Source organism: Streptomyces sp. NPDC005576, assembly GCF_042871745.1.
Classification (GTDB): Bacteria; Actinomycetota; Actinomycetes; order Streptomycetales; family Streptomycetaceae; genus Streptomyces.
The window spans coordinates 219,796-239,453 of sequence record NZ_JBIAJC010000004.1; the positions used below are offsets into that span (position 1 = coordinate 219,796).

At 72.5% G+C, this 19,658-nt stretch carries 17 protein-coding genes, 1 pseudogene and 1 riboswitch; of the genes and pseudogenes, 1 reads left to right on the top strand and 17 read right to left on the bottom strand.

The genetic code is table 11. The annotated features are described in order from the left end of the window. Window positions 1-53: 53 nt before the first annotated feature. From ACFYPN_RS09075 to ACFYPN_RS09130, 12 genes are all read right to left on the bottom strand, one after another. Entirely contained in the window at window positions 54-1,022 is a 969-nt protein-coding gene (locus ACFYPN_RS09075) for a Ppx/GppA phosphatase family protein (RefSeq protein WP_358760854.1), read from the bottom strand. Continuing rightward, window positions 1,019-1,564 (bottom strand): DUF501 domain-containing protein, encoded by a 546-nt coding sequence (locus tag ACFYPN_RS09080; protein ID WP_389297443.1) that lies wholly within the window; start codon window positions 1,562-1,564, stop codon window positions 1,019-1,021. Before ACFYPN_RS09080 ends, ACFYPN_RS09075 begins: the two co-directional genes overlap by 4 nt. Before the next feature lie 116 nt (window positions 1,565-1,680). Continuing rightward, window positions 1,681-2,175, bottom strand: coding sequence for a septum formation initiator family protein (locus ACFYPN_RS09085; protein WP_358760891.1), 495 nt, complete (start codon window positions 2,173-2,175; stop codon window positions 1,681-1,683). A gap of 102 nt (window positions 2,176-2,277) precedes the next feature. Then, window positions 2,278-3,564 carry a phosphopyruvate hydratase gene (eno, locus tag ACFYPN_RS09090; RefSeq protein ID WP_358760852.1) on the bottom strand — a complete coding sequence of 429 codons (1,287 nt, stop codon included), beginning with the start codon at window positions 3,562-3,564 and terminating at the stop codon, window positions 2,278-2,280. Window positions 3,565-3,872: 308 nt separating this feature from the next. Further along, the gene (locus ACFYPN_RS09095; RefSeq protein ID WP_389297445.1) at window positions 3,873-4,625 is read right to left on the bottom strand and encodes a transglycosylase family protein; all 753 of its coding nucleotides are present in this window, start codon (window positions 4,623-4,625) and stop codon (window positions 3,873-3,875) included. A gap of 3 nt (window positions 4,626-4,628) precedes the next feature. Next, a riboswitch (cyclic di-AMP (ydaO/yuaA leader) is annotated at window positions 4,629-4,810 on the bottom strand. Between the two features lie 290 nt (window positions 4,811-5,100). Continuing rightward, complete coding sequence (locus tag ACFYPN_RS09100; RefSeq protein ID WP_389297447.1) at window positions 5,101-6,183, bottom strand: transglycosylase family protein; 1,083 nt, start codon at window positions 6,181-6,183, stop codon at window positions 5,101-5,103. Between the two features lie 106 nt (window positions 6,184-6,289). Continuing rightward, window positions 6,290-7,696 (bottom strand): cytochrome P450, encoded by a 1,407-nt coding sequence (locus ACFYPN_RS09105; RefSeq protein ID WP_389297449.1) that lies wholly within the window; start codon window positions 7,694-7,696, stop codon window positions 6,290-6,292. A gap of 7 nt (window positions 7,697-7,703) precedes the next feature. Beyond that, entirely contained in the window at window positions 7,704-8,687 is a 984-nt protein-coding gene (locus ACFYPN_RS09110; protein WP_389297451.1) for a nucleoside triphosphate pyrophosphohydrolase, read from the bottom strand. Between the two features lie 25 nt (window positions 8,688-8,712). Beyond that, on the bottom strand, window positions 8,713-9,429 hold the full coding sequence (locus ACFYPN_RS09115; RefSeq protein ID WP_389297453.1) for a SurA N-terminal domain-containing protein: 717 nt from the start codon (window positions 9,427-9,429) through the stop codon (window positions 8,713-8,715). A 180-nt stretch (window positions 9,430-9,609) separates the two neighbouring features. After that, complete coding sequence (locus ACFYPN_RS09120; protein WP_358760846.1) at window positions 9,610-11,172, bottom strand: serine/threonine-protein kinase; 1,563 nt, start codon at window positions 11,170-11,172, stop codon at window positions 9,610-9,612. Beyond that, window positions 11,169-11,915 carry a hypothetical protein gene (locus tag ACFYPN_RS09125; protein ID WP_389297456.1) on the bottom strand — a complete coding sequence of 249 codons (747 nt, stop codon included), beginning with the start codon at window positions 11,913-11,915 and terminating at the stop codon, window positions 11,169-11,171. The genes ACFYPN_RS09120 and ACFYPN_RS09125 overlap by 4 nt, the downstream gene beginning before the upstream one ends. Window positions 11,916-11,959: 44 nt before the next feature. Further along, window positions 11,960-14,425 (bottom strand): N-6 DNA methylase, encoded by a 2,466-nt coding sequence (locus ACFYPN_RS09130; RefSeq protein ID WP_389297457.1) that lies wholly within the window; start codon window positions 14,423-14,425, stop codon window positions 11,960-11,962. A gap of 351 nt (window positions 14,426-14,776) precedes the next feature. Between ACFYPN_RS09130 and ACFYPN_RS09135 the strand changes: the two genes are divergently transcribed. After that, complete coding sequence (locus ACFYPN_RS09135; RefSeq protein WP_389297459.1) at window positions 14,777-15,553, top strand: hypothetical protein; 777 nt, start codon at window positions 14,777-14,779, stop codon at window positions 15,551-15,553. 211 nt (window positions 15,554-15,764) lie between these two features. On the opposite strand, the gene ACFYPN_RS09140 is transcribed toward ACFYPN_RS09135, so the two are convergent. The 5 genes and pseudogenes from ACFYPN_RS09140 to ACFYPN_RS09160 form a co-directional block, all read right to left on the bottom strand. Further along, window positions 15,765-16,547, bottom strand: coding sequence for an HNH endonuclease family protein (locus ACFYPN_RS09140; protein ID WP_358760842.1), 783 nt, complete (start codon window positions 16,545-16,547; stop codon window positions 15,765-15,767). A gap of 231 nt (window positions 16,548-16,778) precedes the next feature. Then, window positions 16,779-17,240 (bottom strand): TraR/DksA family transcriptional regulator, encoded by a 462-nt coding sequence (locus ACFYPN_RS09145; RefSeq protein ID WP_389297461.1) that lies wholly within the window; start codon window positions 17,238-17,240, stop codon window positions 16,779-16,781. Between the two features lie 198 nt (window positions 17,241-17,438). After that, window positions 17,439-17,780, bottom strand: a pseudogene (locus ACFYPN_RS09150) (hypothetical protein); the annotation flags it as partial. Between the two features lie 25 nt (window positions 17,781-17,805). Next, window positions 17,806-18,567: an alpha/beta hydrolase gene (locus tag ACFYPN_RS09155; RefSeq protein ID WP_358760841.1), complete on the bottom strand. Its 762-nt coding sequence runs from the start codon at window positions 18,565-18,567 to the stop codon at window positions 17,806-17,808. Between the two features lie 101 nt (window positions 18,568-18,668). Beyond that, the gene (locus ACFYPN_RS09160; protein ID WP_358760840.1) at window positions 18,669-19,634 is read right to left on the bottom strand and encodes an alpha/beta hydrolase; all 966 of its coding nucleotides are present in this window, start codon (window positions 19,632-19,634) and stop codon (window positions 18,669-18,671) included. Window positions 19,635-19,658 lie beyond the last annotated feature (24 nt).

A 19,658-nucleotide genomic window follows, 5' to 3' on the forward strand; every position in this document is an offset into this window, starting at 1 on the left:
GGAGGCCGGGTTCGGGAGCACCATGTCCTTGAACCGGGCCTCCGCTCAGCAGATCACTCGCCGCCGAGCGTCACCACGCCGAGGGCGATCCCGTCGAGGATGTCGTGTTCGCTGACGACGATCTCCTGAGCTCCCGTGCGGCGCATCAGGGCCTGGAGGATCAGGGCGCCGGAGGCGATGACGTCGACCCGGCCGGGGTGCATCGCGGGGATCGCGGCGCGGTCGGCGTGGGTGGAGGCGAGGAGGCTGGTGGTGATCTGCTCCACGCGGGCGAGGGAGATCCGGGAGTGGTGGATCGCCTCGGAGTCGTACTCCTCGAGGTCCAGTGCGATGGCGGCGATCGTGGTGACCGTGCCGGCGAGGCCGACGAGGGTGGCGGCCTCGGTGAGCGGGACGGTCTGGGCGGCGAGGTCGAGCGCTGCTTCGATGTCGGCGCGGATCGCGGCGATCCGGGCCTCGGTCGGCGGGTCGATCTTCGCGCCGTCCTGCACCAGGTGGCGTTCCGTCATGCGGACGCAGCCGACGTCGACCGAGCGGGCGGCGCGGACCGTCTCGTCGCCGAGGACGAACTCGGTGGAGCCGCCGCCGATGTCGACCACGAGGTAGGGCGAGGCGAAGCCGGGTCCGCCGGCGCCGTGGAGCTCCTTGGTGGCGCCGTCGAAGGAGAGCTGGGCCTCTTGGTCGCCGCTGATCACCTCGGGCTCGACGCCCAGGATCTCGTGGACGCCCCGGACGAAGTCGGCGCTGTTCTCCGCGTCGCGGGAGGCGGAGGTGGCGACGAAACGGATCTTCTCCGCGCCGAGCCCCTGGATCGCCTCGGCGTACTCACGGCAGACGGCGAACGTACGCTCCAGGGCCTCGGGGGCGAGACGGCCGGTGCGGTCGACGTCCTGGCCCAGGCGGACGATGCGCATCCGCCGGTCCAGTTCGGTGAAGCCACCGGTGGCGGGGTCGATGTCGGCGACGAGCAGCCGGATGGAGTTGGTGCCGCAGTCGATGGCAGCCACCCGGGTCGTGGTCACGCGGACTCCCCGGCCGGCTGCTCCGGCGTGCAGGGCGTGACGCAGGGGCCCTTCGCCCACCACTCGGGCAGCAGGGCGATGGCCTCGTCGCCGAGCGGGTTCACGCCGGGTCCGGCGGCCAGCGAGTGGCCGACCAGGACGTGCAGGCACTTCACCCGGTCCGGCATGCCGCCGGCGCTCGGGAAACCCTCCAGGACCTCGATGGCGTCGCGGCGGGCGATGTAGTCCTCGTGCGCGGCACGGTAGGAGGCGGCCAGCTCCGGGTCGGTGCCCAGGCGCTCGGTCATCTCCTTCATGACGCCGTTCGCCTCCAGCGTGCCGATCGCCGAGGCGGCGCGCGGGCACGTCAGGTAGAACGTCGTCGGGAACGGCGTGCCGTCCTCCAGACGGGGCTGGGTCTCCACCACGTCCGGGTTGCCGCAGGGGCAGCGGTGCGCGATGGCGCGCAGCCCGCGAGGCGGGCGTCCGAGCTGCTGCTCGAACGCGGCGATGTCCGCGTCGGTGGGCGGAGTGGATTCGGTCTGCGGAGGGGGCGTGTCCATGCCTGCCTTGGTTCTGCTCGGAGCTGCTGCTGTGGGGTGCGGTGCTGTGGGTGCGGCGGGACGCACCGGTACGCGTTTCTGCTCGGACCAGTGTGCCTGGCCGCGGTGGGCGGGGCTCAGTCGCCGTCGGAGTCGGAGTCGCCGGAGCCGTCCGCGCTGTCCACGCCGTCCCAGAGGTTGGAGTGCCAGGGCCGGCCGTCGGCGCCGGGCTCGCCCCGGTCGTCGGCCGCCGCGTCGGGGTCGACCACGGTGTAGCCGGTTTCGCCGGGGAGGAGGTAGTGGAGGTGCTCGCGGGCGAGGCGGCGGATGTACGCGTCGTCCTGGAGGCGGGCCTTCTCGTCCCGCAGCTCCTCGGCGCGCTTCCCGGCGTCCTGCAGCGTCCGCTCCTGGTCGGCGATCTCCTCGCGCTGGGAGACGTACTGCCGCATGGGGTAGGCCAGCGCCACGATCAGGGTGCAGACGATCAGCGCCAGGAACGCGGCGCGGCCGGTGAGCCGGGAGCGGTGGGCCTGACGGCGGTTCTGGGAGCGGTAGACCCGGGCCGCCGTCTGCTCGCCGAGCAGCCGCAGCCTGGTCGCGGTGGAGAACCGGTCGCGGTCCTTCACGGCCATGTTCATGCCTCCCCGTCACGCACGTCCGTCCCCGCACACGGTACGGGACCGAGTGCGGGGACGGACGGAGGCTGGTGGAACCGGGCCCTCACGGGCCGTGGATCAGCCCTTGAAGCGGGGGAACGCCGAGCGGCCTGCGTACACCGCGGCGTCGTCGAGGATCTCCTCGATGCGCAGCAGCTGGTTGTACTTGGCGACGCGGTCCGAGCGGGCCGGGGCGCCGGTCTTGATCTGGCCGCAGTTCACGGCGACGGCGAGGTCGGCGATGGTGACGTCCTCGGTCTCGCCGGAACGGTGGGACATCATGCACTTGAAGCCGTTGCGCTGCGCGAGCTCGACGGCGTCCAGGGTCTCGGTCAGCGAGCCGATCTGGTTGACCTTGACGAGCAGGGCGTTGGCCGAGCCCTCCTCGATGCCACGGGCGAGGCGCTCGGGGTTGGTCACGAAGAGGTCGTCGCCGACGATCTGCACCTTGGCGCCGAGCTTGTCGGTGATGACCTTCCAGCCGGCCCAGTCGTCCTCGTACAGCGGGTCCTCGATGGAGACCAGCGGGTACGCGGAGACGAGCTCCTCGTAGTACTCGGTCATCTCGGCGGCCGAGCGGGACTTGCCCTCGAACTCGTACTTGCCGTCCTTGTAGAACTCGGACGCGGCGACGTCGAGCGCGAGCGCGATGTCACGGCCGGGGACGAAGCCGGCCTCCTTGATGGCCTCGACGATGAGGTCGAGGGCGGCGCGGTTGGACTCGAGGTTCGGGGCGAAGCCGCCCTCGTCGCCGAGACCGGTGGAGAGGCCCTTGGTCTTGAGGACCTTCTTCAGCGTGTGGTACGTCTCCGCACCCCAGCGCAGGGCCTCGGAGAAGGACTCCGCGCCGATCGGGGCGATCATGAACTCCTGGATGTCGACGTTGGAGTCGGCGTGCGACCCACCGTTCAGGATGTTCATCATCGGAACGGGCAGCAGGTGCGCGTTCGGGCCGCCGAGGTAGCGGAAGAGCGGGAGGTCGGCGGCCTCGGAGGCGGCGTGGGCCACGGCCAGCGAGACGCCGAGGATGGCGTTGGCGCCGAGCGAGCCCTTGTTCTCCGTGGCGTCCAGGTCGCACATCGCCTGGTCGATCAGGCGCTGCTCGGTGGCGTCGTAGCCGACGAGCTCCGGGCCGATCTGCTCGATGACGGCGAGGACGGCCTTCTCGACACCCTTGCCCAGGTAACGCTTGGGGTCACCGTCGCGAAGCTCGACGGCTTCGAACGCTCCGGTGGAGGCGCCGGACGGAACGGCAGCACGGCCCGTGCTGCCGTCGTCGAGACCAACTTCGACCTCGACCGTGGGGTTACCCCGCGAGTCGAGGATTTCCCGGGCTACGACGACGTCGATGGACGGCACGAGCATCTCCTTCTGGCGATGTGACGCTGACTGTGCGGGGCTCTTCAGCCTTGCGACTAGAGCCTAACCGGACACAGGACATCGGCCAGCCGACCGTCCGTCCAGTGACACGACGAGCCTACACATTGTTTCCGTACGGAACATAACGTCGGGCGGTACGGCGTCCGGCAGTTCGCGGTACGGCGGGGGAAGCGGCCCGCGGGCGGGAGTGGGAAAGGGCCCTGGCCCGGTGCGCGGGGGGAGTGCGCGCCGGGCCAGGGAGAGGGAAGGGGGTGCCGCCGGACACCGCCGTTCCGGGGAGGAGTGGTTCGTGCTTACTTCAGGTGGAGCTGCTGACCCGGGAAGATGAGGTCGGCGTCGTCGACGATGTCGTGGTTCAGCTTGAACAGCTTCTGCCAGCCACCCTTGACGCCCTGCTTGTCGGCGATGGTGCTGAGGGTGTCGCCGGTGACGACCTTGTACTCGCCGTCGCCCTTCTCGACCTTGCCGCCGGTCGGGGTGGTGACGGTCTCGGACTTCGCGGCCGGACGCTCCTCGCTGCGGGAGGCGGCCTGCGAGTCGGTGGTGCGGTCCGGCGTCGCCGTGGCGGCGCTGTCCTCGGTCGCGGTCGAGCCGGTGCTCGTGGAGGTGTCGGTGCTCGTGGAGGTGTCGGTGCTCGCGGAGGAGCCCGTGTCGACGCCCGGGGTCACACCGTCATTGGTGAGGTTGCCGGCGCCGGCGCAGGACCAGGCGCCCGGACCCTGGAGGTCGAGCAGCACCTCGGCGGTGGCGATCTGCTGGTCCTTGGTGGCCAGGTCGGCGCGGGGGGCGTACTTCGTACCGCCGGCGGCGGCCCAGCTGGACTGCGAGAACTGCAGTCCGCCGTAGTAACCGTTGCCGGTGTTGATGGACCAGTTGCCACCGGACTCGCACTGGGCGACGGCGTCCCAGGTGGCGACCGAGGCGGCGGAAGCGTTGGTGGCGCCCATCAGCGGGAGGGCGATGGCGGCACCTGCGACGCCGGCGAGCGTGGCCATACGGACGGCCTTGGACGAGCGGCGGTGCTTACCGTTGCTGGACAGCAGCATGGAGGATCTCCTCACCGACGCCTACGAGGTGAGCTGTCGGGTTCGGGCCAATGAGTGCCCGGCCACACGTCCTTGCGTGTGGCTTAACCCCTAGCCGGTCCCGGCCCGCCCCTCGTTTCCGACGGGCCGTCCGATACCGGCGGCTTACCTGGGTCCCCCGCTCCTGCCTACGGCGCTTTACGCGTCTGTTCCCTTCGACCGACGGCAGGATTCGGCGTGACGGTCGACGGGGCCCGCGGTGCGAGCGGTTCCGACCGTAAACAGAGGGCGCCCCTACATTCAATGATGGTTATATCGGACAATCAGACCTTACTGGCCATGCTCGAATTCCCGTTTTCGCAGGTCAAAGCGGACATCCGCGAGCCTCTGTGACCGCGACACGCCAGAACAGTGAAGAGACCCATGTCTCACTTTCGCAAAAGTGGACATAGGCCCCTTAACTACCCCTCTTTTTGAGGTGTTTTCCCGAATTTGATCACTTGGCGGGGGCGGTCTCCGCCGTGTCGGGAGCGGTCTCCGGCGTGTCGGAGGCGGCTGCGGTCGTGTTCGGAGCGGAGTCGGCCCCTCCGGAGAGGGTCGGCGCGCTCAGATCGAGCTCCTGGCCGGGCAGGATCAGGTCGGGGTCCGATCCGATCACTTCCTCGTTGGCCTGGTAGAGCTTGGTCCAGCCGTCGGAAAGGTGCTGCGCGTCGGCGATCGCGGAGAGGTTGTCGCCGGTCCGGACCGTGTACGTGCCGTCCGTCGCGAGCGTCGTGTCCTCGCGCGCGTCGGTGCCGCCGCGCGAGGCGTGCCGGCCGGTCTCGCGCGAGGCGTCGGAGGACGCCTCGTCCACGTCGGGCGTCCCGCGGTGCTTGCCGCCGGTCGTGGTGTCAGCGGTGGGGTCACCGGTTGCCGTGCCGGCCGTCGCGCCGCTCTCCGTACCGCTCTTCCCGGGCGTGGTGCTGCCCGGGCTGGCCGATCCGGTGGGCGAGGGAGTCACGGAGGCGTCGGGGCTCGGCGTGGTGCTGCCGCCGGTGGAACCGGTCGTGCCGCCGGAGTCCGAGGCGCCGGTCGAGCCCGAGGCGCGCTTCGACCCCGTGGTGCCGGTCGAAGCGGGGGCGCCGTCCGCGTCCGGGATGATGCCGGCCGAGGCGCCCGCGTTCGTGGCGGACGTGGAGCCGGGGTCGACACCGATCAGGGACCCCGCGGGCGCCAGCCCGGAGATCACCGCGCACCCGGGCCACGCCTGCGGGCCCTTGGCGTCGAGGACCTTCTCCGCCACGGCTATCTGCTGGGTACGGCTGGCGAGGTCCGCGCGCTGCGCGTAGTCCGTGCCGCCGTAGCTCGCCCAGGTCTCCTGGGAGAACTGCAGTCCGCCGTAGTAACCGTTGCCGAAATCTGCGCTCCAGGTGCCGCCGCTCTCGCATTCGGCGACCTTGTCCCAGGTGGTCGCGTCCGCGGCGCCGGCGCTGGTCGCGGCGAGGAGCGGAATCGCGAGGGCGGAGCCTGTCACGCCGGCTGCGACGACGATGGCGGGTGCCTGGCGAGGGCGGCGGTGTCTGCCGTTCGCGGAGCCCATGGGAGTGCCTTCCGTGTGACTGACGGGTGAACTGATGCGTCGAACCGTGAACCTAGCGGGACTCGAACGTGTGTCACAAGTCGATGCCCCGCAGATCACGTGAACATCACAGTGTTGACGTAGCGTCACCTTCGCCGAGCGCTGGTCCGGGGGTGAACTCCACCGGAAGGGTGCGCAGTCCACGCATGATGAGCCCTCCGCGCCAGCGCAAATCAGCCATTTCTCCCGCAAGGCGCAGGTCGGGAAGGCGTCTCAGCAAAGTCGCGAGGGCGGTCCTCCCCTCGAGGCGGGCGAGTGGCGCACCCACGCAGTAGTGGATGCCGTGGCCGTAGCCGAGGTGCTGATTGTCACGCCGCGCGAGGTCGAGCGTGTCGGGTGCCTCGAAGCGCGCGGGGTCGCGGTCGGCCGCCGCGAGCACCACGAGTACGGGGTCGCCGGCCGCGATCTCCTCGCCGCCGAGGGTCAGCGGTTCGGTGGCGTACCGCCAGGTGGCCAGCTCCACCGGGCCGTCGAAGCGGAGCAGCTCCTCGATGCCGCTGGCGAGCAGCTCCTCCTCTCCCGCCTCCAGGGAGGCTTCGAGGCGGGCGCGCTCCCCGGGGTGGCGGAGCAGCGAGTAGGTGCCGTTGCCGATGAGGTTGACGGTGGTCTCGAAGCCGGCGAAGAGAAGGATGAACGCCATGGCGGCGGCCTCGTTCTCCGTGAGGTGCTCGCCGTGGTCGCTGGTCCGGATGAGCTCGGAGATCAGGTCGTCGCCCGGGTTCTCCCGTTTGCGGTGGATCAGTTCGGCGAGGTAGGCGCGCATCCGCTTCACCGAGCGCGCCACTCCGCCGCGTGGGCCGCCGCCGTGGCGGATCATCATCCCCGCCCAGTCCCGGAAGTCGTCCTGGTCCTCTTCGGGCACCCCGAGGAGGTCGCAGATCGCGTAGATGGGGAGCGGGAAGGCGAAGTCGTGGATGAGGTCGGCGGTGCCCTCGGTCACGAACCGGTCGATGAGCCGGTCCGTCAGCTCCTGCACGCGGGGCGCGAACTCCGCGACCCGGCGCGGGGTGAATGCCTTGGACACGAGCCGGCGCAGCCGGGTGTGGTCCGGCGGGTCGATGTTGAGCAGATGGGTCATCAGCTCGGCCTTGCGCTCCCCCGGGATTCCCGTCCTCCCCTTGGCGTGCGCCGACCCGGCGTGGTGCACCGGGTTCTTGGAGAGCCGGTTGTCGGCGAGCGCGTGGCGCGCGTCGGCGTACCGGGTGACCAGCCAGGCCTCGACCCCGCTGGGCAGCGTGGTGCGGTGCACCGGGCTGTGCTCGCGGAGCCAGGCGTACGCCGGGTACGGATCGGTCGCGAACTCCCAGGTGAAGAGCTCGGGGGCGGCGGGCGCACCGTGCGCGGGGCAGCCGGCGGGGGCGACGGAGCCGGGGCCGGTGGGGCTGTCGGGGCTGTCCGGGCTGTCCGGGCTGTCCGGGCTGTCCGGGCTGTCCGGGCTGTCGGGGCTGTCGGGGCTGTCCGGGCTGTCGTTCACTGGGCGATCACTCGTCGACGGTATCCGGGGCGCCCGCGCCCTCCGCCGCGAGGATCGCGTCCCGGTAGGCGCGGGCCGCCGCGCGCAGGGCCGCTTCCGGGTCGACGCCCTCGGCCTCGGCGCGGACGGCGAGGGCGAGCAGTTCGTAGCCGAGAGTGTCGCCGGTGGGCGGGGCGACCTCCAGGCCCGCGCTCCGGACCCGGCTGCCCAGCTTCGCCGCGAGGGCGAGCGCGGGCTGACCGAGCGGGACGCCCTCGGTGACGGAGTCGCGCCGCTTCTCGGCCGCCTTGGTGCGCAGCCAGTGCGCGTGGACGTCCTCGGCGGTCTCGGCGGTCTCGTCGCCGAAGATGTGCGGGTGGCGGCGGATCAGCTTCTCCACCAGCCCGCCGGCCACGTCGTCGATGGCGAAGGGCGCCTCCGGGTCCTCCTCGGCGATCCGCGCGTGGAAGACGACCTGGAGGAGCACGTCCCCGAGCTCCTCGCGGAGTTCGTCGCGGTCGCCGGCCTCGATCGCCTCGACCAGCTCGTACGTCTCCTCGATGGCGTACTTGGCGAGGCCCCGGTGCGTCATCTTCGAGGTCCAGGGGCACTCGCGGCGGACCACGTCCATGACCTGGACGAGGTCGAGGAGGCGGGCGCCCGGCAGGTCGTACGAACCGGGGAGCAGCTCCAGGTCCGGCATCCGCACCCGTCCCGAGCCTCCGAGGCGGGCGAGTCCGTCGGTCAGCCGCTGGTCACCCTCGCCACCGACCAGCACCACCACGGTCCGGTCGCCGGCGCAGGCGTCGACCAGTTCCTCCGCCGTCGGCCCGGTGATCTCGACGGTGACGCCCGCCTCCCTCAGGTAGGGGAGCTGTACGTGGTCCGGGGCGCCGCACAGGACGCGGTCGGCGGCGCGCAACGTCTGCCAGGCGGGCCAGGACAGGAGTCCGGGGGCGACTCGGTGGCTGGCGGTGAGGAGGACGACCCGGCCGGGTGCTTCAGCGTTCACCCGTCGAACCTACCCCGGCGACGTGTCAGCCCGCCGGGGCGGTGTCCGACTGCCCGGAGCCGTCCTGTGCGGTGCCGTCGCCCCCGGCGCCGTCCCCACCGGACGCTGTGGCGTCGGTGCCGGCGGCCTTGGCGAGCCAGGGGGACTCGTAGGTGCCGAGGCGGATCTGCTGGTTGTCCCAGGCTCCGTAGCGCGGGTTGACGTCGATGTGGAGCGACTTCGACGCCTTGGCGAGCGCGTCGGTCACCTTCTTGGTGCCCTCCGGGCTCTGCAGGTCCGCGCCGAGCGCCGCCGCCAGCTTCGGCAGCTGGACCTCCTGGCGCAGGTCGCCGTCGATCTGCTCCGGCGAGATCCAGCGCTCCTGGAGCAGGGTCGCGGCCAGCGCGTCCTCGCCGCCGTACTGGGCGACGGCCGCCCGGCGCACCTGCTGGAGCTCCTTGCGGCTGACGGTCACCCCGGCGTCGTCGGCCGCCCGGTCGAGGACCTGCCCGAAGATCAGCCGGTGCAGGGCGGCCCGCGGGAGCTGCCCCGACCCCTTCACCAGCTGGGCGGCCTGCGGCGACTTCTGCTGGGCGCTGCGCACCTCGGCGACGTCGGACTGGAGGGTGGAGACCTCGATCCGCTGCCCTCCGACGATCGCGGCGGCGCCGGGGTGGGCCTCGCTCCCGCAGGCGGTGAGGACGGGCGCGGCGAGCAGGACTGCGGCGGAGAGGGTGAGCGCGGTGCGACGGCGGCGGTGCAAAGGAGCCTCCCGATGAGAGTTTGTGCATCAGTGCACAAAGCCTTGCGGTGATCGATGTTAGGCAGTGGTGGCCACGGGGGCCACTGGTTCGACCAACGATTCGGGAGGAGTTGGGGATGTGGTGCCCTCGGGCGCTGTCCGGGTGCTGCCCCGGGCGCTGCCCACCGGCCCCGCTCGCGGTCAGCCGCCGCGTACGTCCCGCTGGTGGGTCAGTTGTCTGCGCAGCTCGGCGGGGAGCGGGTGGTGGGGGCCGTAGGAGCGCTCGGTGTCGTACAGCAGGGCCTGGAGTTGGGCCCGTCCGGCGGTGTGGTCGCCGACGGCGAGCAGCAGCAGCCCGATGCGGTGGCGGATGTCGAAGGCACGTCCGGGTTCGGTGGCGACGGCCCCGTAGACGTTCTCGTAGTACGGGAGGACCGCGCGGTACTCGTTGAGCGCGGCGGCCGTCTCGCCCAGCTGCTCCAGGCACTGGGCGGCGTCGTAGCGGTACTGGAGCGTCTGCGGGTCGCCGGGGCCGGCCTCGGCGGCGCGGTCGTCGGCGAGCCGGCGCAGTTCGGGGAGGGCGCGGCGGTACTGGCCGTCGTCCATCAGCGTCGCCGCGTACTGCTTGCGGAGGATGCGGACGACGGGTGAGCGTTCGCCGTGCTCGGCGGCGGCGGTCGGAAGGATGGAGCCGAGGATGTCCACCGCCTGGGTGATCCGGCCCTCGCCGAGGAGTTGCTTGACCTCGTCGACGGCGCGCGCCACGTCCGCCCGGCCGGACGCGGGGCGCTCGGCGGGGACGGGCGGCGGGCCGAAGCCGGTGGCCGGCGCGGGGGCCGGGGCGGTCGCCCGGTCGGGCCAGGGGGCGTGCGGGCGGAGGAACGGGCGGGTCGGGTCGAGCGGGCCGCCGGGCGCTCCGCGCACGGGCAGCAGCGGACCGAGGGCCTCGTACACCTCCTGGGCCGAACCGGGCCGGGCCTGCGGGTCCTTGGCGAGCAGCCGCAGGACGAGGGCCTCCAGCTGCTCGGGCACGTCGGCCCTGAGGTTGCGGACCGGCAGCGGGGGTTCGTAGAGGTGGCGGTGGAGCACGCCGAGGGCGGTGGACCCGGAGAACGGCACGTCTCCGCTGAGCAGTTCGTGCAGCAGCACGCCGAGTGCGTACAGATCGGTGTACGGGCCGACCGCGCCGCCCATCGCCTGCTCGGGCGCCATGTACGCCGGGGAGCCGATCGGCGAGCCGGTGTGGGTGAGCCGGGTGGTGTCGGTGTCCAGCACGGAGGCGACCCCGAGGTCGAGCACGGTGACGGTGCCGTCGGGCCTGACCATGACGTTGCGGGGCTTGAGGTCGCGGTGGACGATCGGCACCGCGTGCACGGCGCTGAGTACCGCGCAGAGCTGGGCGGCGACCGCGACGGCCCACGGCCACGGGTAGGGGTCGTGCTCGGCGAGGTGGTCGGCGAGGTCGGAGCCCTCGACGTACTGCATGACGAGGAAGAGGTCGTCGCCGTCGCCCCCGGCGTCATGGACGGTGACGAGCCCGGGGTGGTCGACCTGAGCGGTCACCCGGCACTCCCGGGCGAACCTGCGGCGCAGTTCGTCGGCGTCCTCCCGGCCGCCGGGCACGCCCATCCGGTCGGGGCGCAGCAGCTTCACCGCGACCCGGCGGTCGAGCCGCTGGTCGTATCCCGTCCAGACCTGGCCCATGCCGCCCTGGCCGAGGATCGCGGCGAGTTCGTACCGTCCGGCGACGACGCGCCCGCTCACCGGCCCTCGCCCTCCTTGCGGAGGTAGTCACTCAGCTCGTCCAGCTCGGCCCGGACCTGGTCGAGCCGCTGGGGCGGGCCGGGGCGCTTCGGGGGCGGGGTGGGCTGCGGCTGGTGCTGCGGGGGCTGCGGCTGGTGCTGGTGCTGCGGGGGCTGGTGTTGGTGTTGGTGCTGCGGGGGCTGGGGCTGGTGCTGCTGGGGGACGGACGGGTAGGGCGGGGTGCCGTACGCGGGCTTGCCGTGCACGGGGGTGGCCGGCGGGTAGCCGTACCCCTGGACCGGCCCCGCGACCGGGTAGCCGGTCGCGGTCCGTGCGCGGGCCGCGACGGCGGTGGGGCCGTTCGGGCCGAAGTGCCGGAGGTCGGAGAAGAGGTAGTACCAGGTGACGCCGCCGAGGAGGGCGAACATCCAGCCGAGCGTGGTGAACGCCTGGCTGTCCGTCAGCTCGGTGTCTCCGCCGGGAAGCTTGTCCATGTAGACGCCGAGACCCGCGGTGAGCGCGAGGGACAGGACGAAGAGGCCCCAGTCGCGCGGGCGGCGGGTCACGATGGCCAGCCGCAACATCGCCGCCCATGCCAGGAAGCCGCAACTCAGCACGGTCAGAACCACGAAGACCACGCGAAGGACCGTCAGCGTCGCCGGGGAAGGGCGCGCCGTGGGAAGCCCCGGCGGATAGCCGTAGCCGTGCATGTGCCGCTCCCGGGAAGCGATGGGCGGATGTGTGGTGCGAGCGTATACACCCACGCGGACAGCCGTTCCCTGGTGGTGCACAACGGATCTGGCTCAGCTCACTCCGGGGACACCGTCCCGTCCGTGAGTCCGTCGTACATGCCCTGGACCAGCAGTCCGCCGAGTCGGCCCGCCGTGCGCAGTGCGTCCTCGAAGGCGGCGAGGGCGCGGAACTGCTCACCGTACCGGCGCTGTTCGTCCAGCGGGAGCCGGGGCAGCCGGATACGACGGGCGTCGAGCCGGGACGCGGTGGAGGCGTGACTGCTGGCGCGGCGGTTGTTGGCGGTGCCGCGCAGGAACCCGGCGAGGAACCACGGGTCGAGCACGGCCGGATCGGGGCGCAGCAGTTGCAGGTTGCGGCCGAGCACGGCACCGGCGGTCGTCTCGTCCACCACCCGGACGACCGAACCGCCACCGAGCACGGGGACGACGACGTCGCCGGCACGGAGGACGACCGTGTCGTCGGCCGACCCCGCCGCGTCCGGGGCGCCTGTGGCAGCGGGCCCGGACGCGAGGAGGGCGAGGGTCTCGGCCCCGTGCACGGGGCCGGCGGGAGAGCCGCTGGGCGGGGTGTTGCCGAGGACGTCGTGTTCGGTCAGGACGGGCCCCGGCCCCCCGCCGGAGCCACCCGTGGCGAGCCGGAGGGCGCCGGCGCGGGCGAGTTCACCGAGGGTGGTGAACGGCCGGGAGGCGGGCTCGGCCTGGTCGGCGGAGGGCGGGGTCAGCCGGAGGGTGAGCCGCAGCTCGTCGGTCAGCCTCTCCCGTACCTCGGCGAGCTCGGCCGCACCCCCGGCAGTGGCGGGCCGGGGCAGATGGCGTGCGGGGGTGAGGTCGACATCGTCGTCGAGGAGGTCGATGACGGGAACGGCCCGGCTCGCCCCGGGTGCGGGCACGCCGGCGGGCCGGGTGATGGGTGCGGCGAGGGCCGCGGTGCTGGGTTGGGCGGGAGCCGCGTTGCCGGGTTCGGCGGCGGTGCCGGGTTCGGCGGCCGTTCCGGTGGCCTGCGGAGCACCGGGCGCCGCGCCGGGGGCGCCGGGGCCACGATCGGTGGCGTCGAAGGCGCGCCAGGCGTCCAGCACCGTACGCCGGACGGCGGGCCAGTCGATCCGCTCACGACCGCTTCCCGTCCCCGCAAGGCTTCCGGCGCCGGCACCACCGGCCGCGGCGGCTCCACCCGCCGCCGGGTCGAGGGCCTCGGCCGTGTCGACGAGGAGGAGTTCGGGCGAGGGCTGCGCCCCGTGACCGGGCTTGCGCAGAATCCACAGGTGCAGCGGGATGCCGTAGGGCGGGGCCGCTCCGGCGGGCAGCGCGACGACGGCCCGCAGTGCGCCCCGGCGCAGCAGGTCGGCACGGATGCGGCGGCCGGAACGGCGGGAGACCGCGGCCGGCGGCATCAGCAGAACGGCGGTACCGCCGGGCCGCAGCCGGGCCAACGCGTGCTGCACCCAGGCGAGTTCGGACTCGACGCGGGCCGGATACCCGTACTCCCACCGAGGGTCGTAGGCCAACTCGTCGTGACCCCAGTTGCGTTCGTTGAACGGCGGGTGGCAGAGCACCACGTCGGCCGCGAGCGTCGGAAAGGCGTCGGCGCGCAGGGTGTCGCCGGTACGCACCACCGGCTCCGGCGCTTCCGGAGCCGCGCCGCCACCGGCACCCAGGGCGAGGCGCAGCGCGGTGAGCGCCGCGAGGTCGGGGTCGGCCTCCTGCGCGTACAGGGCGGCGGGCCGGCCGGCCGCGCGCAGCAGCGCCCCGGTCCCGGACGCGGGGTCCAGGACGACGGGGGCGGGCGCCTTCCCGGACGGGCGGCCGGGGCCTTCACCCCGGAGGGCGATATCAGCCATGAGCGCGGCAAGCTCGGGCGGGGTGAGCGTGTACTGCCGGGGATTGGCGTCCAGTTGGCGGCCGAAGAGGAACTCGAAGGCCTGACCCGCCCCGTACTCCGCCGCCATCGCGGTGGCCCCGCGCAGCAGCGGTACGGACGGCCGCAGCGCCGGGGCCCCGGGCACCCGGACCGCCCGACCGGCGGCCGGCGGTGCGGGGGTGTGTTGGGTGGAGGCGTGCGGCCCGGAGGTGTGCCGGGTGGGGGCTGCGGTCTGCGGGGCGGCGCTTTCGCGGCCCCCGGGGGCTTCCGGCCCGAACCGGGCGTCGAGTACGGGGGCGAGGGCGTCGGGCAGCAGACGGGCGACGCGTTCATCCGAGACCGCCGTCAACTCCAGCCAGTCGGTGGGCCGGTCGCGCACGAGCAGCAGGGCGCAGCCCACGTGGATCAGGGCGGTGACGGCACCGGCCGGATGCCCGGAGAGCTGCTGCCAGACACGCTCGCGCAGCGGCACCTCGGCCAGCTTCCCCTGCCCCCGTAGCCACTCCTCGACCTCGGCGAGCGCGAAGGACGGACTGGTCTCCGTACCGCCCACCGGCTTCGGGAAGTCGGCGTGACGACGGCGCCAGTTGCTGACCGCGGCCCGTCCGACTCCGGCCAGGCGGGCGATCCCGGCAGCGGTCACCTCAGAGGCGTTCTCCGGCACTGTGCTGTCTCCCTGGTCCGACCCGTCACCATTCGCGCCACCGTCCGCGCTGTGCAGGCGAGCATACCGACGCATGTCGCACCGATCGATTCACAGGCGAGCTTCAGTTGTTCACAGGCTTCAATGTTGACTCGGTTCACAGGCTCTGCTGTGATGGGGCTGTGCCCGCACCGGTGATGCCCACCGGCGCGACTGGGCCGGGCCATGCCTGACTGTCCTGACCGTCCTGGCTGTCCCGACCGTCCTGCCTGTCCGGGCGCTACCGGGCGCACCTCCGCCCACCTCGCCCTTTCGTTTTCTTCTCGCCGCCCCTTCTGTCTTCTGACTTCTGACTTCTCCTGGAGTACCGCCATGCGCCGAGTCGCGCGTACCGCCGCTGCCGCCGTCTGCACCCTTTCCGTGCTCACCCTTGCCGCCTGCGGCAGCGAGGGGGGCGACACCGCCACGGACGCGAAGAAGGGCGGGGCCTCGTCGGCGGCCCCGACGAAGGACGAGCCGTTCGCGGACATGTCGGGCCCCGAGGTCGTCAACGCGGCGCTCAAGAACATCCGCAAGGCGACGTCCTTGCACCTCGCCGTCGACATGAAGACGACCGACACCCCCATGAAGGCCGACTTCTCCACCAGCATCGGCAGCGGCAAGTGCACCGGCACGATGGACATGGGCGCCGGCGGCTCGATGTCGATCATCAAGATCGGCGAGACCGTCTACATGAAGCTCGACGAAACGATGCTGCGCGCACAGTCCAAGGGGGAGTCGGAGGCGGACACACAGGCCGCGGTGGACATGGTCGCCGACCACTGGATGGCCGAGAAGGCTTCCGACCCGGACACCAAGGACATGATCGAGTTCTGTGAACTGGAGTCGCTCCTGAAGGAGTTCGAGGACGGCGACACGGAGGCGAAGAAGGCGGGGACGACAACCCTCGACGGCACTCCCGCCCTCCGCCTCACCGAGAAGGACGGCAAGGAGAGCTACACGATCCTGGTCTCCACCGAGGGTGACCCGCAGCTCCTCCAGGTCAGCTCCACGGGCGGCGACGAGCCGATGACGATGACCTTCTCCGACATCGACAAGCCCGTCGTGGCGGAGAAGCCGGCCGCGAAGGACATGGTGGACCTCGGCTGAGTCCCGGGCACCGAGAACGGCCCCGGGGCGGTGCGGGGGGACGCGCCGGGGCGACCGGGCGTCGGGGGAGCCCGGCGTGTGGGGGGCGGACAGCGCCGGGTCGGGGGGCTCGGCGCTGTCCGGCGTACGGGGGTGGGGCGAGGCTACTTTCCGGCCCTCCGAGCCCCTCCGCCCCCTCGGCCACACACCGTCAGACCTGCACCGCGCACCGTCAGGACGCGCACTGCTTCAGCATCATCGCCTTGTCGGCCGTGGTCACCGGCAGGTCGTACTTCAGGGAGACCTGCGCGAAGCGGAGTGCGTACGAGCAGCGGATCGGCTTGTACGGCGGCAGCCAGGCGGCAGGACCGGAGTCGCTCTTGGAGCCGTTGGTGGGGCCATCGACGGGGATGAGGTTGAGCGGGTCGTTGGCGATCTGCTGGCGTTTGGCGTCGCTCCAGCGCGAGGCGCCCATCTGCCAGTCGTACGACAGGGGCATCACATGGTCGATCTGGATCTTCGTGGCCTTCGTCTTGGTCCACTCGATCGTCGCGCCGGTGTACGGGTCCTTGAGCGTCAGCGAGGCCACCACGCAGTCCGATCCGCTGCGGAACCGGACCTCCTGACCGTCCCGCTTGAGCAGGTCGTTGCGGGTGTCGCAGCCGTTGCGGGCCAGCGCTATGCCGTTCACCGTGTCCTTCCACGCGGAGCCGAACTCGTCCCGGTCGTAACCGGTCTTCGGGCCGCGCCCCTTGGTGAGCACCTTCTCGATGACCTTCCGCGCCTCGGCCCGGTCCGCGTCGGTGGTCAGCGGGGCCAGTCCGCGCTTCGTACCGTCGGGGTTGTCCAGCGGGCTCGCGCCGAAGCCCTCGGTGGACTGCGCGCCGTCGTTCGCACCGGTGCCGGGTGTCCCTTCCGGGGCGGCGAGTTCGTCGGGGTCGCAGCCGGCGAGTGCCAGTACGGCGACCGCGCTCAGGGCGGGCAGGGCCACGCGGTACGTGCGGAGAGATATCACTGGCAGCCGTCCTGACGGAGAGAGAGCCGAACCCGGGAATCCTACGGACGTCTTCCCAGCCGGCTGCCATTCATGGCGTACGGGTCTCGGCGCGCGGGTCTCCGCGCGCTGGGTCTCCGCGTTTCGGGTCCTCACGCACCGGTCCTGCACTCGCCGGGTCCCACGCGCTGGTCCTCCACGCGCCGGGTCCCCGTGTGACGGCTCCTCAGCGCACCGGTGGCGGCCGACATCTCAGCGGCGGCGACTCTCCCGCTCCGCCGCGCAGCCGACGCAGAGGGTCGCTTCCGGGCGAATCTCCAGGCGGGCGGCCGGGATCTCCTCGCCGCAGCTCCGGCACCGGCCGTAGTCGTCGTGGTCCAGTCGCTCCCACGCGCGGTCCAACTCGGCCAGGTGTTCATCGGCCCGGGCGAGGAGGGCGGCGACGTGGGCCCGTTCGAACGCGGTACTGGCCCCTTCCGGGTCGTGCTCGTCGTCGACGGCGACGAGGGCGTTCGCCTCGACGATCCCGTCGAAGTCGCGTCGCAGTGCCTCGATCTGCTCACTCGTCGAGGCGCGTTCGGCGGCGATCCGCTCGCGAACGGCGTCCGGCGCGGGCCGGTCGGGAAGCCGCTCGGAATGCCGGTCGCGGGGCAGCCCCGGGTCCGGGCCGGGGAGCGGCCCGGGAAGTGGGACATGCGCGGATGTACTGCTCATGTGTAACGGAACGCGGGGATCCGGGTGCACATTCCAGCCCCCGACCGGCCCGGGCCCGTCGGCCCGGGCCGACCGAGGATGCGCCGTGCGTCGTGCGCCGTGCGCCGTGGGCTGCGGGCTGCGGGCTGCGGGCTGCGGGCTGCGGGCTGCGGGCTGCGGGCTGCGAGGGTGTGGGCTGCTCGGGCTGCGGGGCTGCCCTCACACCTTCCCGATGCCGAGCGGGTTCTCCGCCGGCAGCAGGCCGGATCCGATGATGTCCAGCCACGGGGCGCCCAGCAGCTCGGCGAGACGGGCCCGGTCCGTCTCGCCGAGGGCGCGCCATGGTCCGGCGGCCCGCTCGTCGGTACGCCGCTCCACCTCCGTGCGCAGCGCCCGGCCGGCCTCCGTCGCCGTGCCGTCCGGCGCCAGCAGGTCCCGGCTCACCAGCCGCTCCCCGGCGGCCGTCCACTCCCGCTCACTCCACCCCCGACTCGCGAACACCGCGACGGGGGCGGCGCCCACCGCCGCGAACGAGACCAGCGCTTCGACGGGGTCGAGGCCGATCGGCCCGAAGGATCGACCCGGATCAGCCGATGTCGCCCAGCGCGCGGCGGATGAGGTCGGCGACCGCCTCCGGTTCGGAGACCGTGGCCGCGTGCGAGGCTCCCTCGACGGTGACGACGTGGGCGTCGGCCCGCTCGGCCATCCACTGCTGGGCCCGGGGCGGGATGTTCAGGTCCCGGCCGGAGACCAGCGCGTACGCCGGGATGGAATTCCAGGCCACCCGGAGCGCGGTCTCCTCCAGTGCGCGGGTGGAGACCGGCCGCTGGGTGGCCGCCATGACGAGGGCGGTCCCGGCGGGTACGTCGGCGGCGAACTGCTGGTGGAACAGGTCCTGCCTGATGGTGAGTTCCGTGCCGCTGCCCCCGTCGGGCAGGGGGTAGGCGGATGCCTCCACGGTGTCGCCCAGCGTGCTGCCGGGGAACTTCCCGGACAGTGCGCCCGCACTTTCGCCGGTGTCCGGGATGAACGCGGCGACGTAGACCAGCGCCTTGACGGCGGAGTTCCCGGCGGCGGCCTCGCTGATCACGGAACCGCCGTAGGAGTGGCCCGCCAGGACCACGGGGCCCTCGATGGTCGCCAGCACGCCACTCAGGTAGGCGGCGTCGTCGTGGAGGCCGCGCAGAGGGTTGGCCACGGCGACGACCCGGTGGCCGTCGTGGCGCAGTCGCTGGATGACGCCCGACCAGCTGGAGGCGTCGGCGAAGGCGCCGTGCACGAGGACGACGGTCGGCCGGGTCGAGCCGGCCTGCTGCGGGACGGTGCCGGTGTTGTTTCCGCTGGACACGAGAGCTCCAAGTGAGGTGGGTGGGGCGAGCGGGGAATCGGGCGAGCGAGGAGGCGCCGGCACGGCCGGCACGGGGGAGACAGGGCTCCCGGGTGGAGCGATCAGGCGGTGTGCAGGGCGGTACGCAACACGTCGACGGCCTGGCGGATGGCGGCCTCGGCGGCGTGGGTACCGCGCAGGGCGTCGAGCATCACGAAGTCGTGGATGACGCCCTGGTAGCGGGCGGCGGTGACCGGCACTCCGGCCTCGCGGAGCTTGCTCGCGTACGCTTCGCCCTCGTCGCGCAGGACGTCGGCCTCGGCAGTGATGACCAGGGCCGGGGGCAGGCCGGTGAGCTGCTCGGTGGTGGCGCGCAGCGGGGACGCGGTGATCTGGGCGCGCTCGGTCTCGTCGGTCGTGTACTGGTCCCAGAACCACTGCATGCCGTCGCGGCGCAGGAAGTAACCGGTCGCGAACCGGTGGTACGAACCGGTGTCAAAGCTCGCGTCGGTGACCGGGTAGAACAGCACCTGCTGGACCAGCGGGACGTCTCCGCGCTCCTTGGCCATCAGGGTCAGTGCGGCGCTCATGTTGCCGCCGACCGAGTCACCGGCCACCGCGATCCGGGTGGCGTCCAGACCGTGGGCCGCCCCCTCGGCGACGACCCAGCGGGCCACCGCGTAGTTCTGCTCGATGGCTATGGGGTAGCGGGCCTCCGGGGAGAGGTCGTACTCGGGGAAGACGACGGCCGCACCGGCGCCGACGGCGAGTTCGCGGACCAGCCGGTCGTGGGTGTGGGCGTTGCCGAAGACCCAGCCGGCGCCGTGGAGGTAGATGACCACCGGCAGTGCGCCCTCAGCACCGGCGGGCCGGACGATGCGAGCCCTGACCGAACCGGTGGGGCCGCCCTGGACCGTGATCCACTCCTCCTCGATCTCAAGCTTCACGGTCTCGCCGGACTGCACCTCGTCGACGGCCTTGCGGCCCTCGGCGGGCTCCAGGTCGAAGAGGTACGGCGGATTCGCGGTGGCCTCGGCGAAGGCGGCTGCGGCGGGCTCCAGGACGGGGCGGACGGCCTGCTCACTCATGACGTTCTCCTCGGTCGGGACGGT